The following is a 20,553-nucleotide window of genomic DNA, read 5'->3' as shown; positions in this document are numbered from 1 at the left end:
ATCGGATGCCGCGTCCACCGCCGCCCTCGCCCCTCGATGCGCTCCGAGAGATGCCGTCGCGCGTCCGATACTTTCGAGGGTTAGCATCGACGCATGTCCGACACTCCTCGCGTCACGCTGGCCGAGATCGCCGCCGAGGCCGGCGTCTCCCTCGCGACGATGTCGAAGGTGCTCAACGGGCGCACGGATGTCGCCCCCGCCACCCGCGCCCGGCTCGAGGAGCATCTCAACCGTCACGGCTACCGACGCCGCACCGCGGCCCAGCGCAGCGAGGTCGTCGAGCTGGTCTTCCATGAACTCGAGCCGAGCTGGTCCATGGAGGTCATCGAGGGAGTCGAGGAGGTCGCCCACGCGGCGGGTCTCTCCGTCGTGCTGACGGTGAGCGGTGACCGCCATGCGCCGTCGTCCGACTGGATCGACGGTGTCCTCCGCCGCCGCCCCGTCGGGGTCGTGCTCGTGTTCTCGGACCTCGAAGCCGGCTATCGCGAGAAGCTGCGCTCCCGGGGGATCCCGTTCGTCATCGTCGACCCGGCCGGCGACCCGTCACCTGACGTGCCGTCGGTGGGGTCGGCGAACTGGTCGGGCGGTCTCATGGCCACCCGCCACCTCATCGAACTCGGGCATCGGCGCATCGCCGCGATCACCGGCCCCGAGGACATGATGTGCTCGCTCGCCCGCGTCGACGGCTACCGTTCCGCGATGAACGCGGCGGGGCTCCCCATCGACCCCGAGCTGATCCGCTTCGGGGACTTCCACCCGGGCGGCGGCGAGCGCCACGCACGGGAGCTGCTGGACCTGGCCGATCCGCCGACGGCGTTCTTCGCGGGCAGCGACCTGCAGGCGCTCGGTGTGATCGCCGCGGGATCAGCGGCGGGCCTCAGCGTGCCGGAGGACCTCTCGGTCGTCGGCTACGACGACATCGCGCTCGCACGCTGGATGAGCCCGCAGCTGACCACCGTGCATCAGCCGCTGCGCCGGATGGGCGAGGAGGCGACCCGGCTCGCACTGCGGCTCGCCGACGGTGCGACGGTCGACACCCTTCGGATGGATCTCGCGACGCATCTCGTTGTCCGAGGCAGCACCGCTCCCCTCACCTGACCAGCTCGCCGAGAACGCGACTGTGTCTCTATCCGCCCCCCGGGCGGTGACACAGTCGCGTTCTCGGCAAGCGGGGGGTCAGGGGGTCAGGGTTACCGTGGGGTGGAGGCGGCGGGTGTGGTCGACGTAGAGGGGACGGCCGGTGATCCGCACCGTGCGGGTCGCGACGATCTCACCGCTGGAGCGGCCGAAGCCGAGCACGATCTCGCCGGGCTCGACGACGCGGCGGCCGTCGATGCCCGTGAAGGCCGCGAGATCCGCCGGGACCTCGAAGGTCACCCGCACGCGCTCCCCCGCCTCCAATGCGACGCGCGCGTACCCGATGAGCCGCTGCACGGGCCGCACGGTCGAGGCGACCGGATCGTGCAGGTAGAGCTGCACCACTTCGACCCCGGCCCGGTCGCCCGCGTTGCCGACCTGGATCGACACGGTGACGGCGCCCGTCGCCGGCATCTCGTCCACGTCGGCGGCGGCATCCGACCACACTGCCGGCGCGTAGCCGAGACCGTGGCCGAACGGATACGCCGGAGAGGGATCGATGCTCGACACATCGGTGCGACGTGCGAGCGTGGCCGCCAGATACGTCGAGGGCTGTGCCCCGGGATCGCGCGGGATGCTGACGGGAAGACGTCCGCTCGGATTCACCCGGCCGCTCAGCACACCGGTGATCGCCCCCGTCCCCTCCTCGCCGGCGAAGAAGGTCTGCACGATCGCCGCGGCGTGCTCGGGCGCGTCGCCGAGCGCGTAGGGACGGCCGGCGAGGAGGGTCACCACGGTCGGCACGCCGGTGGCGAGGATCTCGTCCAGCAGCTGCTGCTGCGCGCCCGGAAGGGTGAGGTCGGCCACGTCGCAGCCTTCACCGCTCGTGCCGCGCCCGAAGAGCCCGGCGCGATCGCCGAGCGCGAGGACGACGAGGTCGGCTCCGGATGCCGCGTCCCGCGCCGCCGCGAACCCCTCGGTCTCGCCGCCGTCGATCGAGGTGCCCGCCGCCCAGACGACCTCCGCCTTCGGGAACTCCGCGGCGACGGCCTCGCGCAGCGTCGGCAGATCGATCCCGATGGGAAGCTCCGGATGCCGCACCCCGACGTGGGCGGGGAACGAGTAGCACCCCAGCACGGCGAACGGATCGACGGCCGTCGGACCGATCACCGCGATCCGCGCGGCGGGCGCGATCGGAAGCAGCCCGTCGTTCTTCACCAGGACGACGGCCTCCTCCGCGATGCGCCGCGCCAGCGCCCGGTTGGCCGGAGGATCGAGATCGACGAGCCCCCGGACGTCCTCGGCGGCGGCATCCGGCACCTGGGCGAGCACGTCCGGGACCGGCGACCATTGCGGGTCGAGCATCCCGAGCTGCGCCTTCTGGAGCAGGACCCGGCGCAGGGCCCGGTCGACCAGGGCGGGGTCCACGCGGCCGTCCTCGACCGCCGCGACGAGATCGGGGCCGAAGGTCTTCACCGTCGGGAGCTCGACGTCGATGCCCGCCCCGAGGGCGGCGGCCGCGGCATCCGTCCATCCTTCGCTGTGGCCGTGCAGCTCCTTGAGGAACGCGACCGAGAAGTAGTCGGCGACCACCGTGCCGTCGAACCCCCACGTGTCGCGCAGGAGGCCGGTGAGGAGCGACGCGTCGGCCGCCGTGGGAACACCGTCGAGATCGGTGTACGAGTTCATCACCGACCGCACGCCGCTCTCGCGCAGCGCCATCTCGAAGGGCGGGAGCAGCACGTCGGCCAGCTCGCGTGGTCCGACCGACACCGGCGCCAGGTTGCGACCCGCTCGCGAGGCCGAGTAGCCGACGAAGTGCTTGAGCGTCGCGATCACGCCCGCCCGCTCGACGCCCTGGATGTACGCGGTCGCGACCGTCCCGACGAGGTAGGGGTCCTCGCCGATCGTCTCCTCGACGCGGCCCCAGCGGGCGTCGCGCACGACATCGAGCACCGGCGCGAGGCCCTGATGCACGCCGACCGAGCGCATGTCGGCGCCGATCCGCGCGCCGAGCTCGCGCACGAGGTCGGGATCGAACGTCGCGCCCCAGCTCAGCGGGACGGGGTACGCCGTCGCTCCCCACGTCGCGAAGCCCGCGAGGCACTCTTCGTGCGCGATCGCGGGGACCCCGAACCGGTTCGCCGCCATGATGCGCTGCTGGGCCCGCATGAGCGAGAGGGCACCGACGGCGGGATCCACCGGCGCCGTGCCGAATGGTCGTGTGAGCTGCCCCAGTCCCGCGGGCAGGAGCTGATCGAGGTCGACCGGGTCGCTCAGGTCGTGCTGATGCGGCGCGACGTCTTCGCCGTCATCGGATGCTCCGACCCACACGCCGTACAGCTGTGCGACCTTCTCGGCCGTGGTCATCGCCGCGATGAGCGCATCGACGCGCTCATCGAGGGGGCGATCGGTGTCGCGCCATGCGGCGTCGACATGAACATCGTGCAGCGTCATCCCTTCACCGCCCCGGTCAGTCCGCCCACGATCTGCTTCTGCATCGACAGGAAGAAGATGAGCGCGGGGATCATCGCGAGCGAGGTGTACGCGAGGACGGCCCCCGTGTCCTGCGAATACTGCGACGAGAACTGCGTCACTCCCAGCGGAAGCGGCCACAGCTCCTGGGGGAGCGTGCCGGTGCTGATCACCAGGAGCGGGAGGAGATAGCCGTTCCAGCTGCCGACGAACGCGAGGATGCCGACCGTCACCAGAGCCGGCTTCGAGAGGGGCAGAAGGATGCGCCAGAAGAAGCCGAGGCGCGACGCGCCGTCGATCACCGCCGCCTCCTCCAGCTCGGCCGGGATCGCCCGGAGGAAGGGCACCAGGATGATGATCGTCGTGGGCAGGGCGAACGCGATGCCGGGGATGATCACGCCGAGGTAGGTGCCGTGCAGGCCCATCGTCCGCAGCAGCAGCGTCAGTGGCAGCGCGGCCACCGTCAGCGGGAACATCAGGCCGGCGGCGAAGAGCGTGTAGAGGCCCTCGCGTCCCCGGAACGTGTAGCGCGCCAGGACGAACGCGGCCATGACCCCGGCGATCACGACGCCGACGGTGGTGGCGACGGCGAGGACAGAGCTCGCGAAGACGTTCCCCCAGAAGCGCGGCGCCGAGAGCACGGCGATCCAGTTCTGCACCGTCCACGGATCGGGCATCCCGGCCGGATGGGCGTTCAGGTCGGCCGTCGTGCGGAACCCGCCGATGAAGACGTACAGCACCGGCCCGACGGCGACGGCGACGGTCACGAGCGCGATCAGATAGACGAACGGCTGTCCCCAGTCGAAGCGACGGCCCGCGGGCTCGGCCGCGCGCGGCATCCCGGTGACGATCGTCGAGGTGGCGGTCATGTCAGCGGACTCCGCTCGTGAGGGCTCCGCGCAGGTCCCGGTGCAGCGCGAGACGCTGGTACACCAGGGCGACGACGAGCGAGATGACGAAGAGGATGACGGCGATGGCGCTGCCGTAGCCGGGCTGGCCGGCGAACTGACCCTGCTGGACCATGTACGTCGCCATCGTCTCGGTGGCCATGCCGCGCACCGTGGGCGCGACGGTGACCCAGACCATGTCGAAGACCTGCAGGGAGCCGATGATCGACAGGAACGCCCAGATGCGGATGGTCGGCGCGAGCAGCGGAATCGTGATGTAGCGCTGGATCTGCCACCACGAGGCGCCGTCGAGCTGAGCGGCCTCGGAGAGCTCGTCGGGCACGCCCTGGAGTCCCGCGAGGAAGAGCAGGATCGCGAAGCCGATGTACTTCCAGGTCAGGATGAAGAAGATCGTCCACAGCGCGATGCCGGGGTCGGCGAGCCAGTTGCGGGTCAGCGCGCCGAGACCGACGGCCTCGAGGATCGCGTTGACGGCGCCGTTGGGCTGGAGGAGCAGCTTCCAGGACAGACCGGCGATCACCTCGGCCAGGACGTACGGGACGAAGATGAGCAGCCGCAGCGCCCCCCGGCCGCGCAGCGGCCGGTTGAGCAGCAGGGCGATCCCGATCGCGATCGGTCCCTGCACGAGCAGCGACATCACCAGGATGAAGAAGTTGTTGCCGATCGCCTTGAGGAACTCCGGCGTGGTGAGCGCGCGGACGTAGTTGTCGAAGCCGACGAAGCGCTCCGGGTCGGCGAGGTCGTCCCACTGGAACGCCGGCGGCAGGTTGTAGAAGCTGTAGACCGCCGCGAGGATCACGGGCAGGATCACGAATCCGATGAACAGGACGAGTGCGGGCGCCACGAGGATGAGGATCTCGAGGCGCTTGCGCCCCTCGCGCCGTCGGACCGGGCGCGAACGGTCGGGGGTCGGGCCCGGGCCCGCGGAGACCGCGGGCCCGGGGTTGAGAAGAGCCGTCATCGTCAGAGAGTCGCCGCGGCGTCTTCCATCTTGGTGACGACGTCCTCGGGAGTTCCGACACCGCCGAACAGGTTGACGATGCCCTCGTTCATGGCGTTGCCGACCGTCGTGCCGTAGGCCGTGTCGAGCCAGAGCTGCACGAACGAGGCGGCGGCGAGTCCTTCGGCGACCATCTTGAGGTTCGGGTCCTCGAGGGCGGACTGCGCCTCGGGGACGGTCGGGATGCCGGACCCGCTCGCGGCGAACTTCGCCTGCACCTCGGGGCTCAGGATGTACGCGAGCAGATCGGCGCACTCCGGCGGTGCCTCGGCGGAGCAGCCGAAGCCGTCACCGCCGCCGAGCGCCGCCGTCGGGTCGCCCGCGGAGCCCTCGATGCCGGGGAAGGGGAACCAGCCGAGGAACTCCGGGATCTCCTCGTCGGGCGTGAGCCCGCCGATGACGCCGGCGTTCCAGTGACCCATGAGCTCCATCGCCGCCTGCCCGTTGGCCACGAGTCCCGCCGAGCTGCCGGCGCCGGTCTGTGCCGGCGTGCCCAGGAACCCCTCCTGGAACGGGTTGATGCCGAGGAAGTCCTCGAGCTGCTCGCCCGCCTCGACGAAGCACTCGTCGGAGAAGTCGAACTCGGTCTCTGCTGCCTGCAGCGTCTCGGGCGAGCAGGAATGCAGCGCGAACTGGTACCACCAGTGCGCGGCCGGCCACTTGTCGCCGGCGCCGACGGCGATCGGCGTGATGCCCGCATCGCGCAGCGCGCCGACGACGTCGATCAGCTCGTCGAGGGTCGTGGGGGCCTCGACTCCGGCCTGCTCGAACAGCTCGGTGTTGTACCAGAAGCCCTCGATGCCGAACGTGAACGGGATGCCGTAGGTCTCGCCGCCGACCTGCCACGGGTTGACCGTCGCGCCGACGGACGACACGGTGTCGCCGATGGCCTCGTCGAGGGGCATGAGATAGCCGTTCTCGACCTGGTCGCGCAGCTCGCCTCCCGGCCACACCTGGAAGAGGTCGGGCGGGTCGCCCGCGGCGAGCGCGTTGGGGATGAGCGTGCGCTGCAGCTCCTCGTTCTGGTAGCCCGTCTGCTCGACGGTGACGCCGGGGTTCGCGGCCTCGAACTCTGCGGCCACCTCCTCCCACACGGCGGGCAACGGGCCCGAGGTGGCGTTGTGCCACCACGTGAGCGTGACGTCTTCGCCGTCTCCTCCGTCCTCGCCGCCATCGCCGGAGCCGGCGCAGCCGCTGAGGGCGCCGATTGCGAGACCGGTCGCGGCGAGGCCCGCCGCGAGCCGCATCCTGCTGCGTGTGTTCATCTTCGAACCTCTCGAAAGTTTCGACGTCTGCGTCGAAAGTGATGTGGACGGTGCCAGAGTACGTCCGGGACCATTTGGAGTCAAGAGCAACAAATACCGAAGGGATGCTGCGCCCCCCCGTACAGTGAGGGGAATGAGCGATCCGTCCCCCGCCGAAGGCGTGCGCCAGCGCAACCTTGCGCGTCTGCTGCGACTCGTCCACCTCGAGGGACCCCTCTCCCGCGCGACGCTCACCGAGGCGACCGGCCTCAATCGCTCCACGATCGCCGACCTGGTCGCCGAGCTGGTACGGGCCGGGCTGGTCGAGGAGCGCGCGCCCGACCCCTCGCGCCGCGTGGGCCGTCCGTCGCCCGTCGTGGCGATCGCTCCCGGCGTGCTCTCCGTCGCCGCGCACCCCGAAGTCGATGCCCTGACCATCGCCGCCGTCGGCCTCGACCGCGAGATCGTGCGGCGCGAGCGCATCGACCTCGACCATGTGCTCAGTCCCGAGGAGACCGCCGCCCTGGTGGCCTCGAAGATCGCCCAGTGGCGTGCGGGGCCGCTCGCCCACGCGCGCATCGTCTCGGTAGGACTCGCCGTGCCCGGCCTCGTCCGTGCCGCAGACGGGCTCGTGCGCAACGCCCCCCACCTGCATTGGACCGACTCCCCGGTGCGCGACCTCGTCGCCGCCGCGACGGGCCTGCCGACCTTCGTCGGCAACGACGCGAGCCTCGGCGCCCTCGCCGAGCACCTCTACGGGGCGGCACGGGGCATCGACCACGTCGTCTACCTCAACGGCGGGGCGAGCGGCATCGGCGGCGGCCTGATCGTGCACGGGATGCCGGTGGCCGGCGCGGGCGGCTATGCCGGCGAGTTCGGGCAGAACCGGCCGGGCATCGCCGCCGAGACCGACCGTCGCGCCCGCGGCGGTGTGCTCGAGGACGAGGTCAGCCGCAGTCTCCTGCTCGCGGCCGTCGGACTCACCGCCGCCGACGAGCCCACGCTCGCCGAGGCTCTCGCGGCCTCGGACGATCCGGCCGTGACGGCGGAGCTCGCGCGGCAGCGCGGCATCCTCTCGACCGCCCTCGCCAACGCGGTCAACGTGCTCAATCCCTCCGTCGTCGTGCTGGGCGGGTTCCTGGCCACCCTCGCCGCCCACGACATCGACGGGCTCACCGCCGCGGTCGGCGCCCAGGCGATGCCCGCGAACATGGAAGGGCTCGGCATCCGCGTGGCCTCCCTCGCCGAGGACCGCCTGCTCATCGGGGCCGCCGAAGCCGCGTTCGAGCCACTGTTGGCCGACCCCGCGGCCGCCGCGAGCTGACCCCGCTACACCGCTGCGCTCAGGCGGTCAACGGGGGTGAGGGAAGCCGTCGACCCGCGCATGCTGAAGGCTGGAGGTCCTTCCCATGAGCGATCCGAACACCTTCCCGTCCGAGCCGCCGGCCCCGCACCCCGACGAGCCGCTGGCCCCGAATCCCGAAGAGCCGACGTTCCCGTCGCCCGGCGAGCCGACGGTCCCGACCCCGAGCGAGCCGACGGTCCCGACCCCCTCCGAGCCGTTCCCGACCCCGAGCGCGCCGCCCGCTCCGGCGCCGTCGCCCGGCCCCGGCACGCCCGGGCCCTCCACCCCCGGGCCGTCGACACCCATGCCCGACGCCCGCGCGGACTGACGCCCGGCGTCACGCGGCGGACGGTCCGCCGCATCCGGCGCGCGAACCGGACGAACCGTCATGGCCGCGGTGCGGGCGCGCGGGTATCGTCGGGGAAAAGCCCGACGGAAGGCCCACCATGTCGACCACGACCGAACGCCAAGCCCGCACCGAGGCGGAACTGCAGCAGATGGCCAAGGACCATCTGTGGATGCACTTCGCCCGCCAGTCGGTGATGACCGACGGGCCCGGCGTCCCGATCATCGTGAAGGGCGAGGGTCACCACATCTGGGACTCGCAGGGCAAGAAGTACATCGACGGCCTCTCGGGTCTCTTCGTGGTGGCAGCCGGTCACGGCCGCAAGCGCCTCGCCGACGTCGCCGCGAAGCAGGCGGAGCAGCTCGCGTTCTTCCCGATCTGGTCCTACGCGCACCCCGCCGCGATCGAGCTGGCCGACCGCATCGCGTCGTACGCGCCGGGCGACCTCAACAAGGTGTTCTTCTCGACCGGCGGCGGCGAGGCCGTCGAGACCGCGTTCAAGCTCGCGAAGTACTACTGGAAGCTGCAGGGCCAGCCGAACAAGCACAAGGTGATCTCGCGTGCCGTGGCCTACCACGGCACCCCCTCCGGAGCCCTCGCGATCACCGGCATCCCGGCGATGAAGGCGATGTTCGAGCCGCTGACGCCCGGCGGCTTCCGTGTGCCGAACACGAACTTCTACCGCGCTGAGGACATGGGGGCCCCCACGAGCAGCCTCGAGGAATTCGGCGTGTGGGCGGCGGACCGCATCGAGGAGATGATCCAGTTCGAGGGGCCAGACACCGTCGCCGCGGTCTTCCTCGAGCCGGTGCAGAACTCGGGCGGATGCTTCCCCCCGCCCCCCGGCTACTTCCAGCGCGTGCGCGAGATCTGCGACAAGTACGACGTGCTGCTCGTGAGCGACGAGGTCATCTGCGCGTTCGGGCGCATCGGCCACATGTTCGCGTGCGACGCGTACGGCTACCAGCCCGACATGATCACGTTCGCCAAGGCGGTCACCAGCGGCTACTCGCCCCTCGGCGGCACGGTCATCAGCGACCGCATCTACGAGCCGTTCGCCCACGGCGACCGCGCGTTCTACCACGGCTACACGTTCGGCGGGCACCCGGTCTCGAGCGCCGTCGCCCTCGAGAACCTCGACATCTTCGAGGAGGAGGGCCTCCTGGAGCGCGTGCGCGAGAACTCGCCGGTGTTCCGGTCGACGCTCGAGCAGCTCACCGACCTGCCCATCGTCGGCGATGTGCGCGGCGACGGGTACTTCTTCGGCATCGAGCTCGTCAAGGACAAGGCCACCAAGGAGACCTTCGACGACGACGAGTCCGAGCGCCTGCTGCGCGGGTTCCTCTCCAAGGCGCTGTTCGACGCCGGTCTCTACTGCCGCGCCGACGACCGGGGCGACCCCGTCATCCAGCTCGCGCCGCCGCTGACCATCGGACCGAGCGAGTTCACCGAGATCGAGCAGATCCTCCGCTCGGTGCTGACGGAGGCCTGGACCCGGCTCTGAGTCGGCGCGTGACGCCCGGTGGGAATGCCCGCCGGGCGTCCCGGTGTTGTGCCCCGTCATGACCACAGTGGGAATCATCGGAGCAGGACACATCGGATCGACCCTCGCGCGCGGCCTCGTCGACCGCGGCTACACGGTCGTGATCAGCAACTCGCGGGGGCCGGAGACGCTCACGGCGCTCGTCGACGACCTGGGCGCGAACGCGTCGGCGGCGACGGTGACGGATGCCGCGGCATCCGGTGACGTCGTCATCGTGACGGTGCCGCTCAAGGCGTATCAGGACGTCCCGGTCGAGCCGCTCGCGGGCAAGATCGTGCTCGACACGAACAACTACTACTGGGAGCGCGACGGGCACATCGCGGCCCTCGACGCGAAGCAGGCCACGACCACGGGGCTCCTGCAGGACCACCTGCCCGGCGCGAAGGTCGCGAAGGCCTTCAACCACATCACCTCGGGCGACATCCTCACCACCGGGGCGCCGGCGGGGACCCCCGATCGGCGCGCACTGGCCACCGCGAGCGATCACCCCGATGCCGCGGCCTTCGTCGCCGAGCTGTACGACGCCTTCGGCTTCGATGCCGTCGACATCGGCTCCGTCGACGAGAGCTGGCGCGTCGAGCGCGACCAGCCGGCCTACGTCACCCGCCAGACGAAGTCCGAGCTCGAGCAGAACCTCGCCCGCGCGACCCGCTGAGCCGGGGCATCCGGTCGGCCTCTCGCTCCGGTGAGCCGGTCAGCCGGGCGCGCTCGGCGCCCACGGCGCCCACGGCGCCCACGGCGCATAACTCCTGCGACGCGGCGCCGATACGGCGCATAACTCCTGCACATCCGCGCGCGGTGAGCCGCGCACCCGCGGGATTCCGCGCCCGCGGCTCAACAGCCCGGGCCAAGTGCAGGAGTTATGCGCCCGCGCGCAGGCCGCGCACCCCCGGATGCCGCGTCAGAGCGTCGCGGCGAAGGGGTCGAAGTCGGCCGGGAGAGAGCCGACCTCCTCGACGGTGCTCTCGACGGGGACGAATGCGCGCCGCTCCGCCGACTCCTCGATCGACAGGAGCGTGTCGAGCACATGGAAGCCGAACCGCCCCGTCGCGACGTGCGGGCGGCCGGCACGGATCGAGCGGGCCATGTCGAGAAGGCCGAGTCCGCGACCGGCGAGCACACCCTCCTGCGCCACGTCGACGATCTCCTGCACGACGGGCGCGGGCGGGACGATCATCTCGCGCAGCGGGCGCGTGATCGTGATCGCGCCGCCGAAGGTGTTCGGGTCGGGGATCACCAGGGTTCCCTCGGTGCCGGTGATCTCGACGATCCCCTGCCGCAGCAGCGGCGAATCGGTGCTGTAGAGGCTCTGCGCCTGACCGCCGCCCTCGAACTGGATGAGCGCCGACACGGTCGAGGGCACCTCGACGGGGAACTCGTCCCCGGCGAGCGGGCCGACCTGCACCGCGCGCGACTCGGACCCCTTGAGGCCGAGGGCGCCGACGGCCGCGACGGGCCCGAACACGTGCACCAGCGCCGAGACGTAGTACGGGCCCATGTCCAGGAGGGGCCCACCGCCCACGGCGTACAGGAATGCAGGGTTCGGGTGGAAGATCTCGGGACCCTGCCACTGGAACGTCGTCTGGGCGAACAGAGGGCGCCCGATGTCGCCGCGCGCGATCGCGCGCTTGGCGGTCTGCACCCCCGGGCCGAGAACCGTGTCGGGTGCGACGCCCACGCGGAGGGATGCGGCATCCGCCATCTCCAGCAGCCCGAGCGACGACCCACGGTCCACGCCGATCGGCTTCTCGGTCCACACGTGCTTGCCCGCGGCGATGATCGCCTCGGACACCTCGACGTGCACGGCCGGGATCGTCAGGTTGACCACGATCTCGATGTCGGGGTCGGTGAGCACGACCTCCACGCCGCCCGCCTTCGGGACGCCGTACTTCGCGGCCTGCTCGCGCGCACGATCCTCGACGAGGTCGGCGATCGCGATCACGGTCACGTCGGGGAAGCTCGTGAGGCTCGTGAGGTACTGATCGCTGATGTTCCCTGCGCCGATGATGCCGACGCCGACGGGAGCGCTCATCAGCGGGCCGCCCGCTCGTCGAGGAAGACGCGGCTCTGCTCGATGCCCTCGAAGAGGTCGCCCGAGTAGGCGTCGAACTCCACGATCGCGAATTCGAGAGCGGATGCCGCGTCCAGCGCCTCCGCGAGGGGAACGACGCCTGTTCCGGCGGGCACCTGATCGGCCGGCGGGTACGCATTCACGGCCTCGGGATCGAGCGTGCCGTCCTTCACGTGCACCGCGACCACGCGGTCGCCGAGCTTCGCCAGCAGCTCGGCCGGGTCCGCGCCCGCACGGGCCGCCCAGTAGAGGTCGACCTCGAGCACGACGCGCGGGTCGAGAAGCTCGGCGAGCAGCTCGAGCCCGGTCTGCCCGTCGATCTGCGCCTCGAGCTCATGGGCGTGATTGTGGTAGCCGACGCGCAGGCCGCGCGTCGCGGCGATCTCGGCGGCGGCGTTGAGCAGGCGAGCGGTCTCCTCGATCTGCGCGCGCGTCTCCCAGCGGGCAGGTTCCGTATAGGGGTCGATCACGGTGCCCATGCCGAGAGTCTCGGCCGCGTCGAACACCTCGTCGGGGCTGGGCACCGGGATCTTCGTCCCGCTGCCGTCGGGGTTGACGAACGACTCCGAGGCGAGGAAGGCGTGGCCGGTCGGCGCGACGAGGCCGTGCGCGGCGAGCGCCGCTGCGAGGGGCTCGGCACGGCGGACGAAGTCGTACGGCTCGACGGCGGTGAAGCCGCGGCGGGCGACCTCCGCGAGGGTGCCGTCGAGATCCGCCTCGAGGGCGTCCTTGACCGTGAACAGCTGGACGGATGTGAGTGCCGGCATGGGGGAACCTCTCCTCGGCGGTCGACGATGACGCGCGCCCGCTGCCGAGCGCTCGTCAGCACGTTACCAGAAAACCTCCACGCGGAGGTTTTCAATCGCATAGGATGCCTGCATGCCCGCAGACCCCGCACCGGACGACGCCGCGCCCCGCACGCGCGGGCCGTACGCGAAGGGACTCGCCCGGCGCCAGCAGATCCTCGACCTCGCCATCGACGTCTTCGCGCGGCGCGGGTCGGAGGGAACGAGCCTGCGCGCGATCGCGCAGGAGCTCGGCGTCTCGCATGCGGCGCTGACCCACTACTTCACCTCCCGGGAGCAGCTGCTCGTCGAGGTGTACCGCGAGGCCGAGCGGCAGAACGCCGCGGCGCGACCGCACGCCGCCGACGCGTCGCCGGTGGAGATCATGACCGCGTCGGCTCAGCGGAACCACTCCGTGCCCGGACTGGTGCAGCTGTACTCGACGCTCGTGGCCGCCGCCCTGGAGAGCGGGCACCCCGACGCGACGGAGTTCGCGACCGAGCGCTTCGCGCGCGTACGGGCCGACCTCGTGCAGCGCGTCGAACGCAATCAGGCGGCGGGACGCCTCCGCACGGACGTCGATCCCGAGGCGGTCGCCTCGCTCGTCATCGCCGCCTCCGACGGGCTGCAGGCGCAGTGGATGCTCGACGATTCGGTGCCGCAGTCCGGTGCGCTCGATCTGCTGGCGCGTCTTCTCGCCCCGGACGACTCGGATGGCGCCGCGCAGGATTAGAATTCCTGCGTGGGGACCATCTACTACGGAGGGTCGGCGACCCCGATCCATATCGAGGACCGCGCACTCGCGCACCTCAAGGTCGTCGTCGCGACGAAGCTGCGTCGCGACGAGAGCTTCACGCTGTCATGGCGCCATCCGGACGACCAGCCCCAGGGTCGCACCACGATCTGGCTGCACCCTTCGATCCCGCTGCGATTCGTCTTCGACGATCCCGAGCCGGTGAGCCTCAGCAGGGAGTGGATCGAGGATCTCGCCAACTCGGCGAACTCCTCGGGCGGGATCTCGCTCGTCGCCGAGCACTTCGATACGGGACCCGAGCCCGTCGCGGGCGCGGAGAGCGGGGCGGATGTCGCACTCGGCACCGTCGAGGTCGAGAGCCTCGACGTCGAGAGCCTCGACGTCGAGAGCCTCCGCGTCGCCGGTGAGGACGTCACCGCCAAGGACGTCCCCTCGCGCTGAGGTCGGTCACTCGGGCGCAGTGACGATCTCCTCGGCGGGCTCGGGCAGGATCGTCAGGCCGGCGGGGCCGCTCGCTGCCTGCATCAGCTCTTCGACCCACGTGCGGTTGATGCGCGGCAGCCGGCTGCCGAAGAAGTGGAATTGGAGCGGCACGGAAGGGTGGATCCAGAAGCTGCGACGCCCGCTGCCGTCGCCGACCTCGACGTCGAACATGAACGGCTCGGCGCGGCGCAGCTTGTTCATGACGACGATCCGCAGGTGCGCCAGCGTGCGATCGTCGATGTCGACCGCGTTCGCCGCGGTGTCGTAGATGAACCTGCCCATGCGAGGAGCTTACGACGCGGGGTCAGCGCGGTGTGAAAGCCGCGTGGAAGAGCGCGCGGGCACGGTCGGCGACAGCGGGCCGTGAGGGAGGATCCGCCCGCGCGATCTCGGTCGCGAGCATGCCGACGGCCATCATCACGTCCTCGGCGTCGATGTGCGCGCCGATGCGTCCCGCCGCACGCTCGCGATCGACCAGACGGGACACCACGGCCGCGAACCGCTCGCCCAGCGGAAGCACCCGCACGTCGTGGAGGTCGGCGGTGATCAGGTCGATGAGCGCGGTCGAGACGACGGCCTGGTCGACCACGCGATCCATGAGGTCGTCGATCGTGCGCTCGGGCGGCGAGGTGTAGGCCTCGAGGTCGCGGACGTTCTCCTCGAAGACGGCGACGGCGAGCGCGGTGCGATCGGGGAAGTGGCGGTAGAGGCTGCCCTGCCCCACGCCGGCGCGCTTCGCGACCGCGCTGAAGGGTGCGTTGAGGCCCCCGTCGGCGTACACCTCACGGGCGGCGGCGATGAGGGCTCGACGGTTCTCGGCGGCGGCGGCGGGACCACGGTTCGCACGGGGGGATGCGGTGCTGGGCACGGGTGTAGCCTAATACCGGACATTGCTGTCCGGTCGAAAGGAAGACAACATGGGCAACCCGAAGCCGCTCACCGGCGACTCCTCGATCGCAGACTGGCTGGCCGATCCGGCCGGAAACGCGATCCTCACCGACATGCTCGCCCAGGGCGGGCAGACTCCGGACGTGTTCAAGCCCGTCCGCCGCCTCGCCATCAAGCGTCTCGTCAAGATGAGTCGCGGCGCCTTCACGCAGGAGATGCTCGACGACCTCGTGCGCCGGGTCGCCGCGGGCGAGCTCCCCGAAGGCGGCGGGACCGCGGCCGGGACCGCGGCATCCGTCGATTCCGACGTCGACACCGGCGAGGGCGTCGCCCTGCGCGAGTGGACCGAGCGCATCGACCAGGGCCGCTTCTCGGGTCGCACCGTCATCGTCACCGGTGCGGGCTCCGGCATCGGGCGCGCGACCGCGTCGCGCATCGCACGCGAGGGTGGACGCGTGGTCGCCGTCGACGTGAGCCAGGAGCGCCTCGACGAGTTCGCGGCCGATCACGCCGGTTCCGACATCGTCGCGCTGGTCGCCGACATCACCGACGACGCGGGCGTGGCGCGCATCGTCGAGGCGGCGGGCGACACCATCGACGGCCTGGCGAACATCGCCGGGATCATGGACGACATGACCCCCGTGGCGGACGTGACGGATGCCGTGTGGCAGCGCGTCTTCCGCGTGAACGTCGACGGCACCATGAAGCTCATGCGCGCCGTCGTGCCGACGATGCTCGCCCAGGGCGGCGGATCGATCGTCAACACGGCCTCGGAGGCCGCCCTCCGCGGCTCTGCGGCGGGCGTCGCGTACACCGCGTCGAAGCATGCGGTCGTCGGGCTCACCAAGTCGAGCGCGTTCATGTACGGCCCGAGCGGCGTGCGCGTGAACGCGGTCGCGCCCGGCCCGACGATCACCAACATCGAGGCCAGCTTCGGCTCCCCGCTCGGCGCGGACCGCATCCAGACGGCGATGGCGGTCATGCCCGATCCCGTCGAGGCCGACGCGCTGGCAGCATCCATCACGTTCCTGCTCTCGGACGACGGCGTGAACGTCAACGGCGTCGTGCTCGCGAGCGACGGGGGCTGGTCGGCGGCCTGACGCCTCACTGACCCCTTGAGTCGCCAAGACACGCCGTCGCCGCGACGAGCGGTCGGCGTGTCTTGGCGACTCGGTGCTGCGTGGCCCGCGAGGCCGGCTCGGGCGCGTCAGCCGCGCAGCACGGCCAGACCGGCGACGTCGTAGGCCAGCTCGACGGCCTCGAAGATCGCGGCGTCGATCGTGCGCGGCGCGAAGGCGTCGCCGATGGTGACGATGCGGGGGGCGGCATCCGCCAGTCCGTCCAGGACCACGGACGCCCGCGGCTCGATCGCCACCACGGCGTCGAGCCCGTCGATGCGCGTGCGCTCGGCCGTGAGAACGTCGCCGAGCTCGATCGCGCCGGGGGCGACGGCGTCCACGAGCACCGACGTGCGCCGGCGGAATCCGCCGTGCGCACCGAGTCGCTCGAGCAGCAGCGGCCGGTCGTATCCGGCGCCGATGTGGGGGAACACCGTCTCGAAGGGCGTGATCAGCTCGAGCTGGTCGACGCCGCCGCCGAGGAGCGTGAGCACGATGCCGGCGGCGTAGGCGGTGCCGTCGGCGTCGACGACGGCGATCCGGCGGCCCAGGCGAGCGGGCTCGGCCGCGGCCGTGAAGGCGTCGACGGTCCCGGCGGCCGGGAACCCGCCGCGGTACGCCCCGCCGAGCGCGAGCGACGTCGTCACAGGGGCGAGCGCCCCGGTCGCCACGACGATCCCGTCGGCACCGGCCGTTCGCAGGTCCGCCGCCGACGCCGTGACGCCGAGCCGCACGTCCACGCCGGCGGCCTCCAGGTCGCGGACGAGGTCGTCGACGAGCAGGCCCACGCTCTCGCGACCGGGCACCCGGCGCGCGAGCCGCAGCTGTCCGCCGAGCTCGGCGCCGCGCTCGAGCAGCGTGACGTCGTGGCCGTCCGAGGCGAGCTCGACGGCGGCGCGCATGCCCGCCGGACCGCCGCCGACGACGACCCACCGCTGCGGTGCCGTCGTCCGGGGCCGCTCGCCACGAGACTCTTCGCGCCCCGCGAGCGGGTTCACGGTGCACGACATCGGGAGTCCGCGGCTGCCGCGGCCGAGGCATCCCTGGTTCAGGCGGATGCAATGACGGATGCCGCTCCCCACGGCCGCCGTGCCGTCGACCAGTTTGCGCCCGAGGTCGGGGTCGGCGATCTGAGCCCGGGTCAGCGCGACCATGTCGGCGATGCCCGACGCGACGACCTCGTCGGCCTCCTCGACGGATCGCGCGGCACCCACCCCGAACACGGCGACATCGGGATGGGCCGCCTTGATCGCGGCGACCTCGTCGCGCAGCCAGGCGTACGGCATCGGCGACGACGGGAACACGTAGTGCACGTTGTGGTAGCCGCCGGCCGCCACGTCGAGGAAGTCGATCCGCGCTTCGTCGCGCAGGCGCGCGATGATCTCGAGCATCGCGGCTCCGTCGAGACCGTCGGGGTGGAACTCGTTCGCCACGATCCGGATCCCGACGGGATAGTCCTCGCCCACACGGTCGCGCACCGCGCGCAGCACCTCGCGGGGGAAGCGCGTGCGACCGTCGAGGTCACCGCCGTACGCGTCGAGGCGCGCGTTGTACAGCGGCGAGAGGAACTGGTGCAGCAGGTAGCCGTGCGCCATGTGGATCTCGACGCCGTCGAAGCCGCCGTCGCGGGCGTGCTCGGCCGACACCGCCCACCCGTCGACGACCGATCGGATGTCGTCCCGGCTCATCTCGCGCGTGGCGTGCGCGGTCGAGGGCGACAGTATGCGTGACGGGGCATACACCGTGCCTGGACCGTCGGGGCGGTCGGGCTGTGCCTGTGCCCCGTGATGGTTCAGCTGCACGAAGACGCGGGCTCCGGCATCCCGGATCGCATCGGTCATGCGCCTGCTCGCCGCCACCGACTCGGGGCGGAACGCGTCCTGGAACCCGCGGATCGATCCGGACGGATGCACGAAGTGGTTGCCCGCCACGAACAGGCCGCAGCCGCCGAGCGCCCGCCGGACGAAGTAGGCGGTCTCCCGATCGGACTCCACTCGGTCGGAGTACTGCTTCGAGTGCGCCGTCTGCATGATGCGGTTCGGCACGACGACCGAGCCGATCTGCAGCGGGGCGGCGAGCGCCGACTCCCCGGACGCCGCCGTCGTGATGCCTCCGGTGCCGCTCATCCTCCGAGACTACGACCCGGCGCCGCTCCCCTCCCCTCCCCTTCCCTTCCGTTTGTGCGGGCGTAGGCACGCCTGGCGCTGCTCACCTGCGCGCATTCGCCCGCACAAACGGAAGAGGCCGGGGCGGGAGGGCGGGGGCGGGGGGCGGGGCGGGGGGGGCGGGGGCCGGGAGGGCGGGGGGTCAGAGACCTGCGAGCGCGCGGTCGAGGTCGGTGATCAGGTCGTCGACGCTCTCGATGCCGACCGACAGGCGCACGAGCTCCTCGGGCACGGCCAGCTCGGTCCCTCGCACCGACGCGTGCGTCATCTCGTCGGGGTAGTTCATCAGCGACTCCACGCCGCCCAGCGACTCCGCGAGCTGGAAGAGACGCGTCGACTCCGCGAACCGACGAGCAGATGCCGCATCCTCGAGCTCTGCCGAGACGATCCCGCCGAAGGAGCGCATCTGCTGCGCGGCGAGGGCGTGCCCGGGGTGACCGGCCAGACCCGGGTAGTGCACCCTCGCGATCTTCGGGTGACGGTCGAGGAACTCCGCCACGGCCTGCGCGTTCTCGCTATGCCGCTGCATCCGCAGGGCCAGCGTCTTGATCCCCCGGGTGGTCAGCCAGGCGTCCATCGGCCCCGACACGGCGCCGGCGGCGAACTGCAGGAACTTCGCCTGCTCGAAGAGCGCGTCGTCGTTGAGCACGAGCGCGCCGCCGACGACGTCGGAGTGGCCGCCGAGGTACTTCGTGGTCGAGTGCACGACGACGTCGGCGCCGAGCGCGAGCGGCTGCTGCAGCGCCGGGGTCGCGAAGGTGTTGTCGACGACGACCAGCGCGCCGGCCGCGTGACCGAGCCGCGCGAGACCGGCGATGTCCGTGATGTGCAGGAGCGGGTTGCTGGGCGTCTCGACCCAGACGATGCGCGCCGGGCGCGCGTGCAGGGCCGCTTCGACGGCATCCAGATCGCGCATGTCGACGACCCGCACGCCCACGCCCCACGGTCCGAGGACGCGGGCGATGAGGCGGTAGGTGCCGCCGTAGACGTCGTTGCCGAGCAGCACCTCGTCGCCGGGCTCGAGCACGGCGCGCAGGAGCGCGTCCTCGGCGGCGAGACCCGACGCATAGGACAGTCCATGGGCTCCGCCCTCGAGCGCGGCGAGCTGCGTCTCGAGCGCGGTGCGCGTCGGGTTGCCGCTTCGGCCGTACTCGTACCCCTCTCGGAGGCCCCCGATGCCGTCCTGGGCATACGTCGTCGAGAAGTGCACCGGCGGAATGACCGCGCCGGTCGTCGGGTCGAACCGCTGACCGGCGTGCACCGAGCGGGTCTCGAAGCCGGGGAACTGGGTGGGGTCGCTCATGCGGGGCTTCCTTCGGATCGGTCGGCGGTGCCGAGGGCGTCGTCGACGTCGAATCCGCGCGCGCGCATCCAGTCGTCGTCGTAGATCTTGCTGAGGTAACCGCGGCCGTGATCGGGCAGCAGCACGACCACCACGGCTTCGGCGGGAAGGTCGCGGGCGACGCGGAGCGCGCCGACGGCGGCCATGCCACTGGAACCGCCCACGAACAGTCCCTCCTCGCGGGCGAGCCTCCGGGTCATCGCGAAGGACTCGGCATCCGCGACCCGCTCGTAGGCGTTCACGACGGCGGGATCGTAGGTCTCGGGCCAGAAGTCCTCGCCCACGCCCTCGACGAGGTAGCCGTGCACGGGTCCGCCCGAGTAGATCGAGCCGTCGGGGTCCACGCCGATCACCCGCACGGCGTCCTGCGAGACCTCGCGCAGGTAGCGGCCGGTGCCGGTGATCGTGCCACCGGTGCCGATGCCCGCGACGAAGTGCGTCACGCGTCCCTCGGTGTCGCGCCAGATCTCCGGGCCGGTGGTCTCGTAGTGCCCACGCGGTCCGTTCTGGTTCGCGAACTGGTTTGGCTTGAACGCACCGGGGATCTCGCGTGCCAGGCGATCGGAGACGCCGTAGTACGAGCGGGGATCGTCCGGCGGCACGTCGGTGGGGGTCATCACCACCTCGGCACCGTAGGCCTTGAGCACCGACACCTTCTCGCCGGCGAACTTGTCGGGCACGACGAAGATCATGCGGTATCCGCGTTCGACGGCGACGAGCGCGAGGCCGACACCGGTGTTGCCGCTCGTCGGCTCGACGATGGTGCCGCCGGGGCGGAGGAGGCCGTCGCGCTCCGCGGCATCGATGATGTTGCGGGCGATGCGGTCCTTGGCGGAGCTGCCCGGGTTGAAGTACTCGACCTTGGCGAGCACCGTGGCGGCGATGCCCTCGGTGACGCGGGTGAGCTGGACGAGGGGGGTGTTGCCGACGAGATCGGCCACGCTTCTGGCGTAACGCACGGATGTGTCCTCGGTGTGGCCGCGCGGACGCGCGGGGGTGCTGTCGGGGT

General features: G+C 71.4%; 17 protein-coding genes and 2 pseudogenes. 8 read left to right on the top strand and 11 right to left on the bottom strand.

Annotated features, from left to right (window positions below):
* Positions 1-93: 93 nt before the first annotated feature.
* Positions 94-1,098 (top strand): LacI family DNA-binding transcriptional regulator, encoded by a 1,005-nt coding sequence (locus tag ASD93_RS00305; RefSeq protein WP_056117469.1) that lies wholly within the window; start codon positions 94-96, stop codon positions 1,096-1,098.
* 78 nt (positions 1,099-1,176) lie between these two features.
* On the opposite strand, the gene ASD93_RS00300 is transcribed toward ASD93_RS00305, so the two are convergent.
* The 4 genes from ASD93_RS00300 to ASD93_RS00285 are packed head-to-tail and all read right to left on the bottom strand — an operon-like array spanning position 1,177 to position 6,725.
* The gene (locus ASD93_RS00300; RefSeq protein WP_056117466.1) at positions 1,177-3,534 is read right to left on the bottom strand and encodes a beta-glucosidase family protein; all 2,358 of its coding nucleotides are present in this window, start codon (positions 3,532-3,534) and stop codon (positions 1,177-1,179) included.
* Complete coding sequence (locus ASD93_RS00295) at positions 3,531-4,421, bottom strand: carbohydrate ABC transporter permease (protein WP_056117464.1); 891 nt, start codon at positions 4,419-4,421, stop codon at positions 3,531-3,533. The genes ASD93_RS00300 and ASD93_RS00295 overlap by 4 nt, the downstream gene beginning before the upstream one ends.
* A 1-nt stretch (position 4,422) precedes the next feature.
* The gene (locus ASD93_RS00290; protein ID WP_056117462.1) at positions 4,423-5,421 is read right to left on the bottom strand and encodes a carbohydrate ABC transporter permease; all 999 of its coding nucleotides are present in this window, start codon (positions 5,419-5,421) and stop codon (positions 4,423-4,425) included.
* Positions 5,422-5,423: 2 nt separating this feature from the next.
* The gene (locus ASD93_RS00285) at positions 5,424-6,725 is read right to left on the bottom strand and encodes an ABC transporter substrate-binding protein (protein ID WP_082569082.1); all 1,302 of its coding nucleotides are present in this window, start codon (positions 6,723-6,725) and stop codon (positions 5,424-5,426) included.
* A gap of 133 nt (positions 6,726-6,858) precedes the next feature.
* Between ASD93_RS00285 and ASD93_RS00280 the strand changes: the two genes are divergently transcribed.
* From ASD93_RS00280 to ASD93_RS00265, 4 genes and pseudogenes are all read left to right on the top strand, one after another.
* Entirely contained in the window at positions 6,859-8,028 is a 1,170-nt protein-coding gene (locus tag ASD93_RS00280) for an ROK family transcriptional regulator (protein ID WP_082569081.1), read from the top strand.
* An 85-nt stretch (positions 8,029-8,113) separates the two neighbouring features.
* A complete protein-coding gene (locus tag ASD93_RS15815) occupies positions 8,114-8,377 on the top strand; it encodes a hypothetical protein (RefSeq protein ID WP_157536826.1) in 264 nt (87 codons plus the stop codon).
* 118 nt (positions 8,378-8,495) lie between these two features.
* On the top strand, positions 8,496-9,899 hold the full coding sequence (locus ASD93_RS00270; protein ID WP_056117450.1) for an aspartate aminotransferase family protein: 1,404 nt from the start codon (positions 8,496-8,498) through the stop codon (positions 9,897-9,899).
* 10 nt (positions 9,900-9,909) lie between these two features.
* Positions 9,910-10,593: pseudogene (locus ASD93_RS00265) on the top strand (NADPH-dependent F420 reductase); the annotation flags it as partial.
* A gap of 246 nt (positions 10,594-10,839) precedes the next feature.
* Here the strand turns inward: ASD93_RS00265 and ASD93_RS00260 are convergent.
* The gene (locus ASD93_RS00260) at positions 10,840-11,970 is read right to left on the bottom strand and encodes a Gfo/Idh/MocA family protein (protein ID WP_056117445.1); all 1,131 of its coding nucleotides are present in this window, start codon (positions 11,968-11,970) and stop codon (positions 10,840-10,842) included.
* Positions 11,970-12,776, bottom strand: coding sequence for a sugar phosphate isomerase/epimerase family protein (locus ASD93_RS00255; protein ID WP_056117442.1), 807 nt, complete (start codon positions 12,774-12,776; stop codon positions 11,970-11,972). Before ASD93_RS00255 ends, ASD93_RS00260 begins: the two co-directional genes overlap by 1 nt.
* Positions 12,777-12,888: 112 nt before the next feature.
* On the opposite strand from ASD93_RS00255, the gene ASD93_RS00250 reads away from it, so the two are divergent.
* Entirely contained in the window at positions 12,889-13,527 is a 639-nt protein-coding gene (locus tag ASD93_RS00250) for a TetR/AcrR family transcriptional regulator (RefSeq protein WP_056117439.1), read from the top strand.
* Between the two features lie 9 nt (positions 13,528-13,536).
* A pseudogene (locus tag ASD93_RS00245) lies at positions 13,537-13,848 on the top strand (hypothetical protein); the annotation flags it as partial.
* Positions 13,849-13,995: 147 nt separating this feature from the next.
* Here the strand turns inward: ASD93_RS00245 and ASD93_RS00240 are convergent.
* Together ASD93_RS00240 and ASD93_RS00235 are read right to left on the bottom strand one after the other, a co-directional pair.
* On the bottom strand, positions 13,996-14,313 hold the full coding sequence (locus ASD93_RS00240) for a hypothetical protein (protein ID WP_056117437.1): 318 nt from the start codon (positions 14,311-14,313) through the stop codon (positions 13,996-13,998).
* Positions 14,314-14,335: 22 nt separating this feature from the next.
* Complete coding sequence (locus ASD93_RS00235) at positions 14,336-14,899, bottom strand: TetR/AcrR family transcriptional regulator (protein ID WP_056117434.1); 564 nt, start codon at positions 14,897-14,899, stop codon at positions 14,336-14,338.
* A 49-nt stretch (positions 14,900-14,948) separates the two neighbouring features.
* Between ASD93_RS00235 and ASD93_RS00230 the strand changes: the two genes are divergently transcribed.
* Positions 14,949-16,019, top strand: a complete 1,071-nt coding sequence (locus ASD93_RS00230; protein ID WP_056117431.1) for an SDR family NAD(P)-dependent oxidoreductase — start codon at positions 14,949-14,951, stop codon at positions 16,017-16,019.
* Between the two features lie 107 nt (positions 16,020-16,126).
* Here ASD93_RS00230 and ASD93_RS00225 read toward each other — a convergent pair whose 3' ends face one another.
* The 3 genes from ASD93_RS00225 to ASD93_RS00215 form a co-directional block, all read right to left on the bottom strand.
* Positions 16,127-18,163 (bottom strand): NAD(P)-binding protein, encoded by a 2,037-nt coding sequence (locus tag ASD93_RS00225; protein ID WP_056117428.1) that lies wholly within the window; start codon positions 18,161-18,163, stop codon positions 16,127-16,129.
* 181 nt (positions 18,164-18,344) lie between these two features.
* Entirely contained in the window at positions 18,345-19,505 is a 1,161-nt protein-coding gene (locus ASD93_RS00220) for a cystathionine gamma-synthase (RefSeq protein WP_056117426.1), read from the bottom strand.
* Entirely contained in the window at positions 19,502-20,485 is a 984-nt protein-coding gene (locus ASD93_RS00215) for a pyridoxal-phosphate dependent enzyme (protein WP_235566841.1), read from the bottom strand. Before ASD93_RS00215 ends, ASD93_RS00220 begins: the two co-directional genes overlap by 4 nt.
* Positions 20,486-20,553: the final 68 nt, after the last annotated feature.

The sequence above is a fragment of the Microbacterium sp. Root180 genome, from assembly GCF_001428485.1.
Lineage (GTDB): Bacteria > Actinomycetota > Actinomycetes > Actinomycetales > Microbacteriaceae > Microbacterium.
The sequence above is the reverse complement of the archived record's forward strand: the minus strand, read 5'-3'. Positions and strand labels throughout refer to the sequence as shown.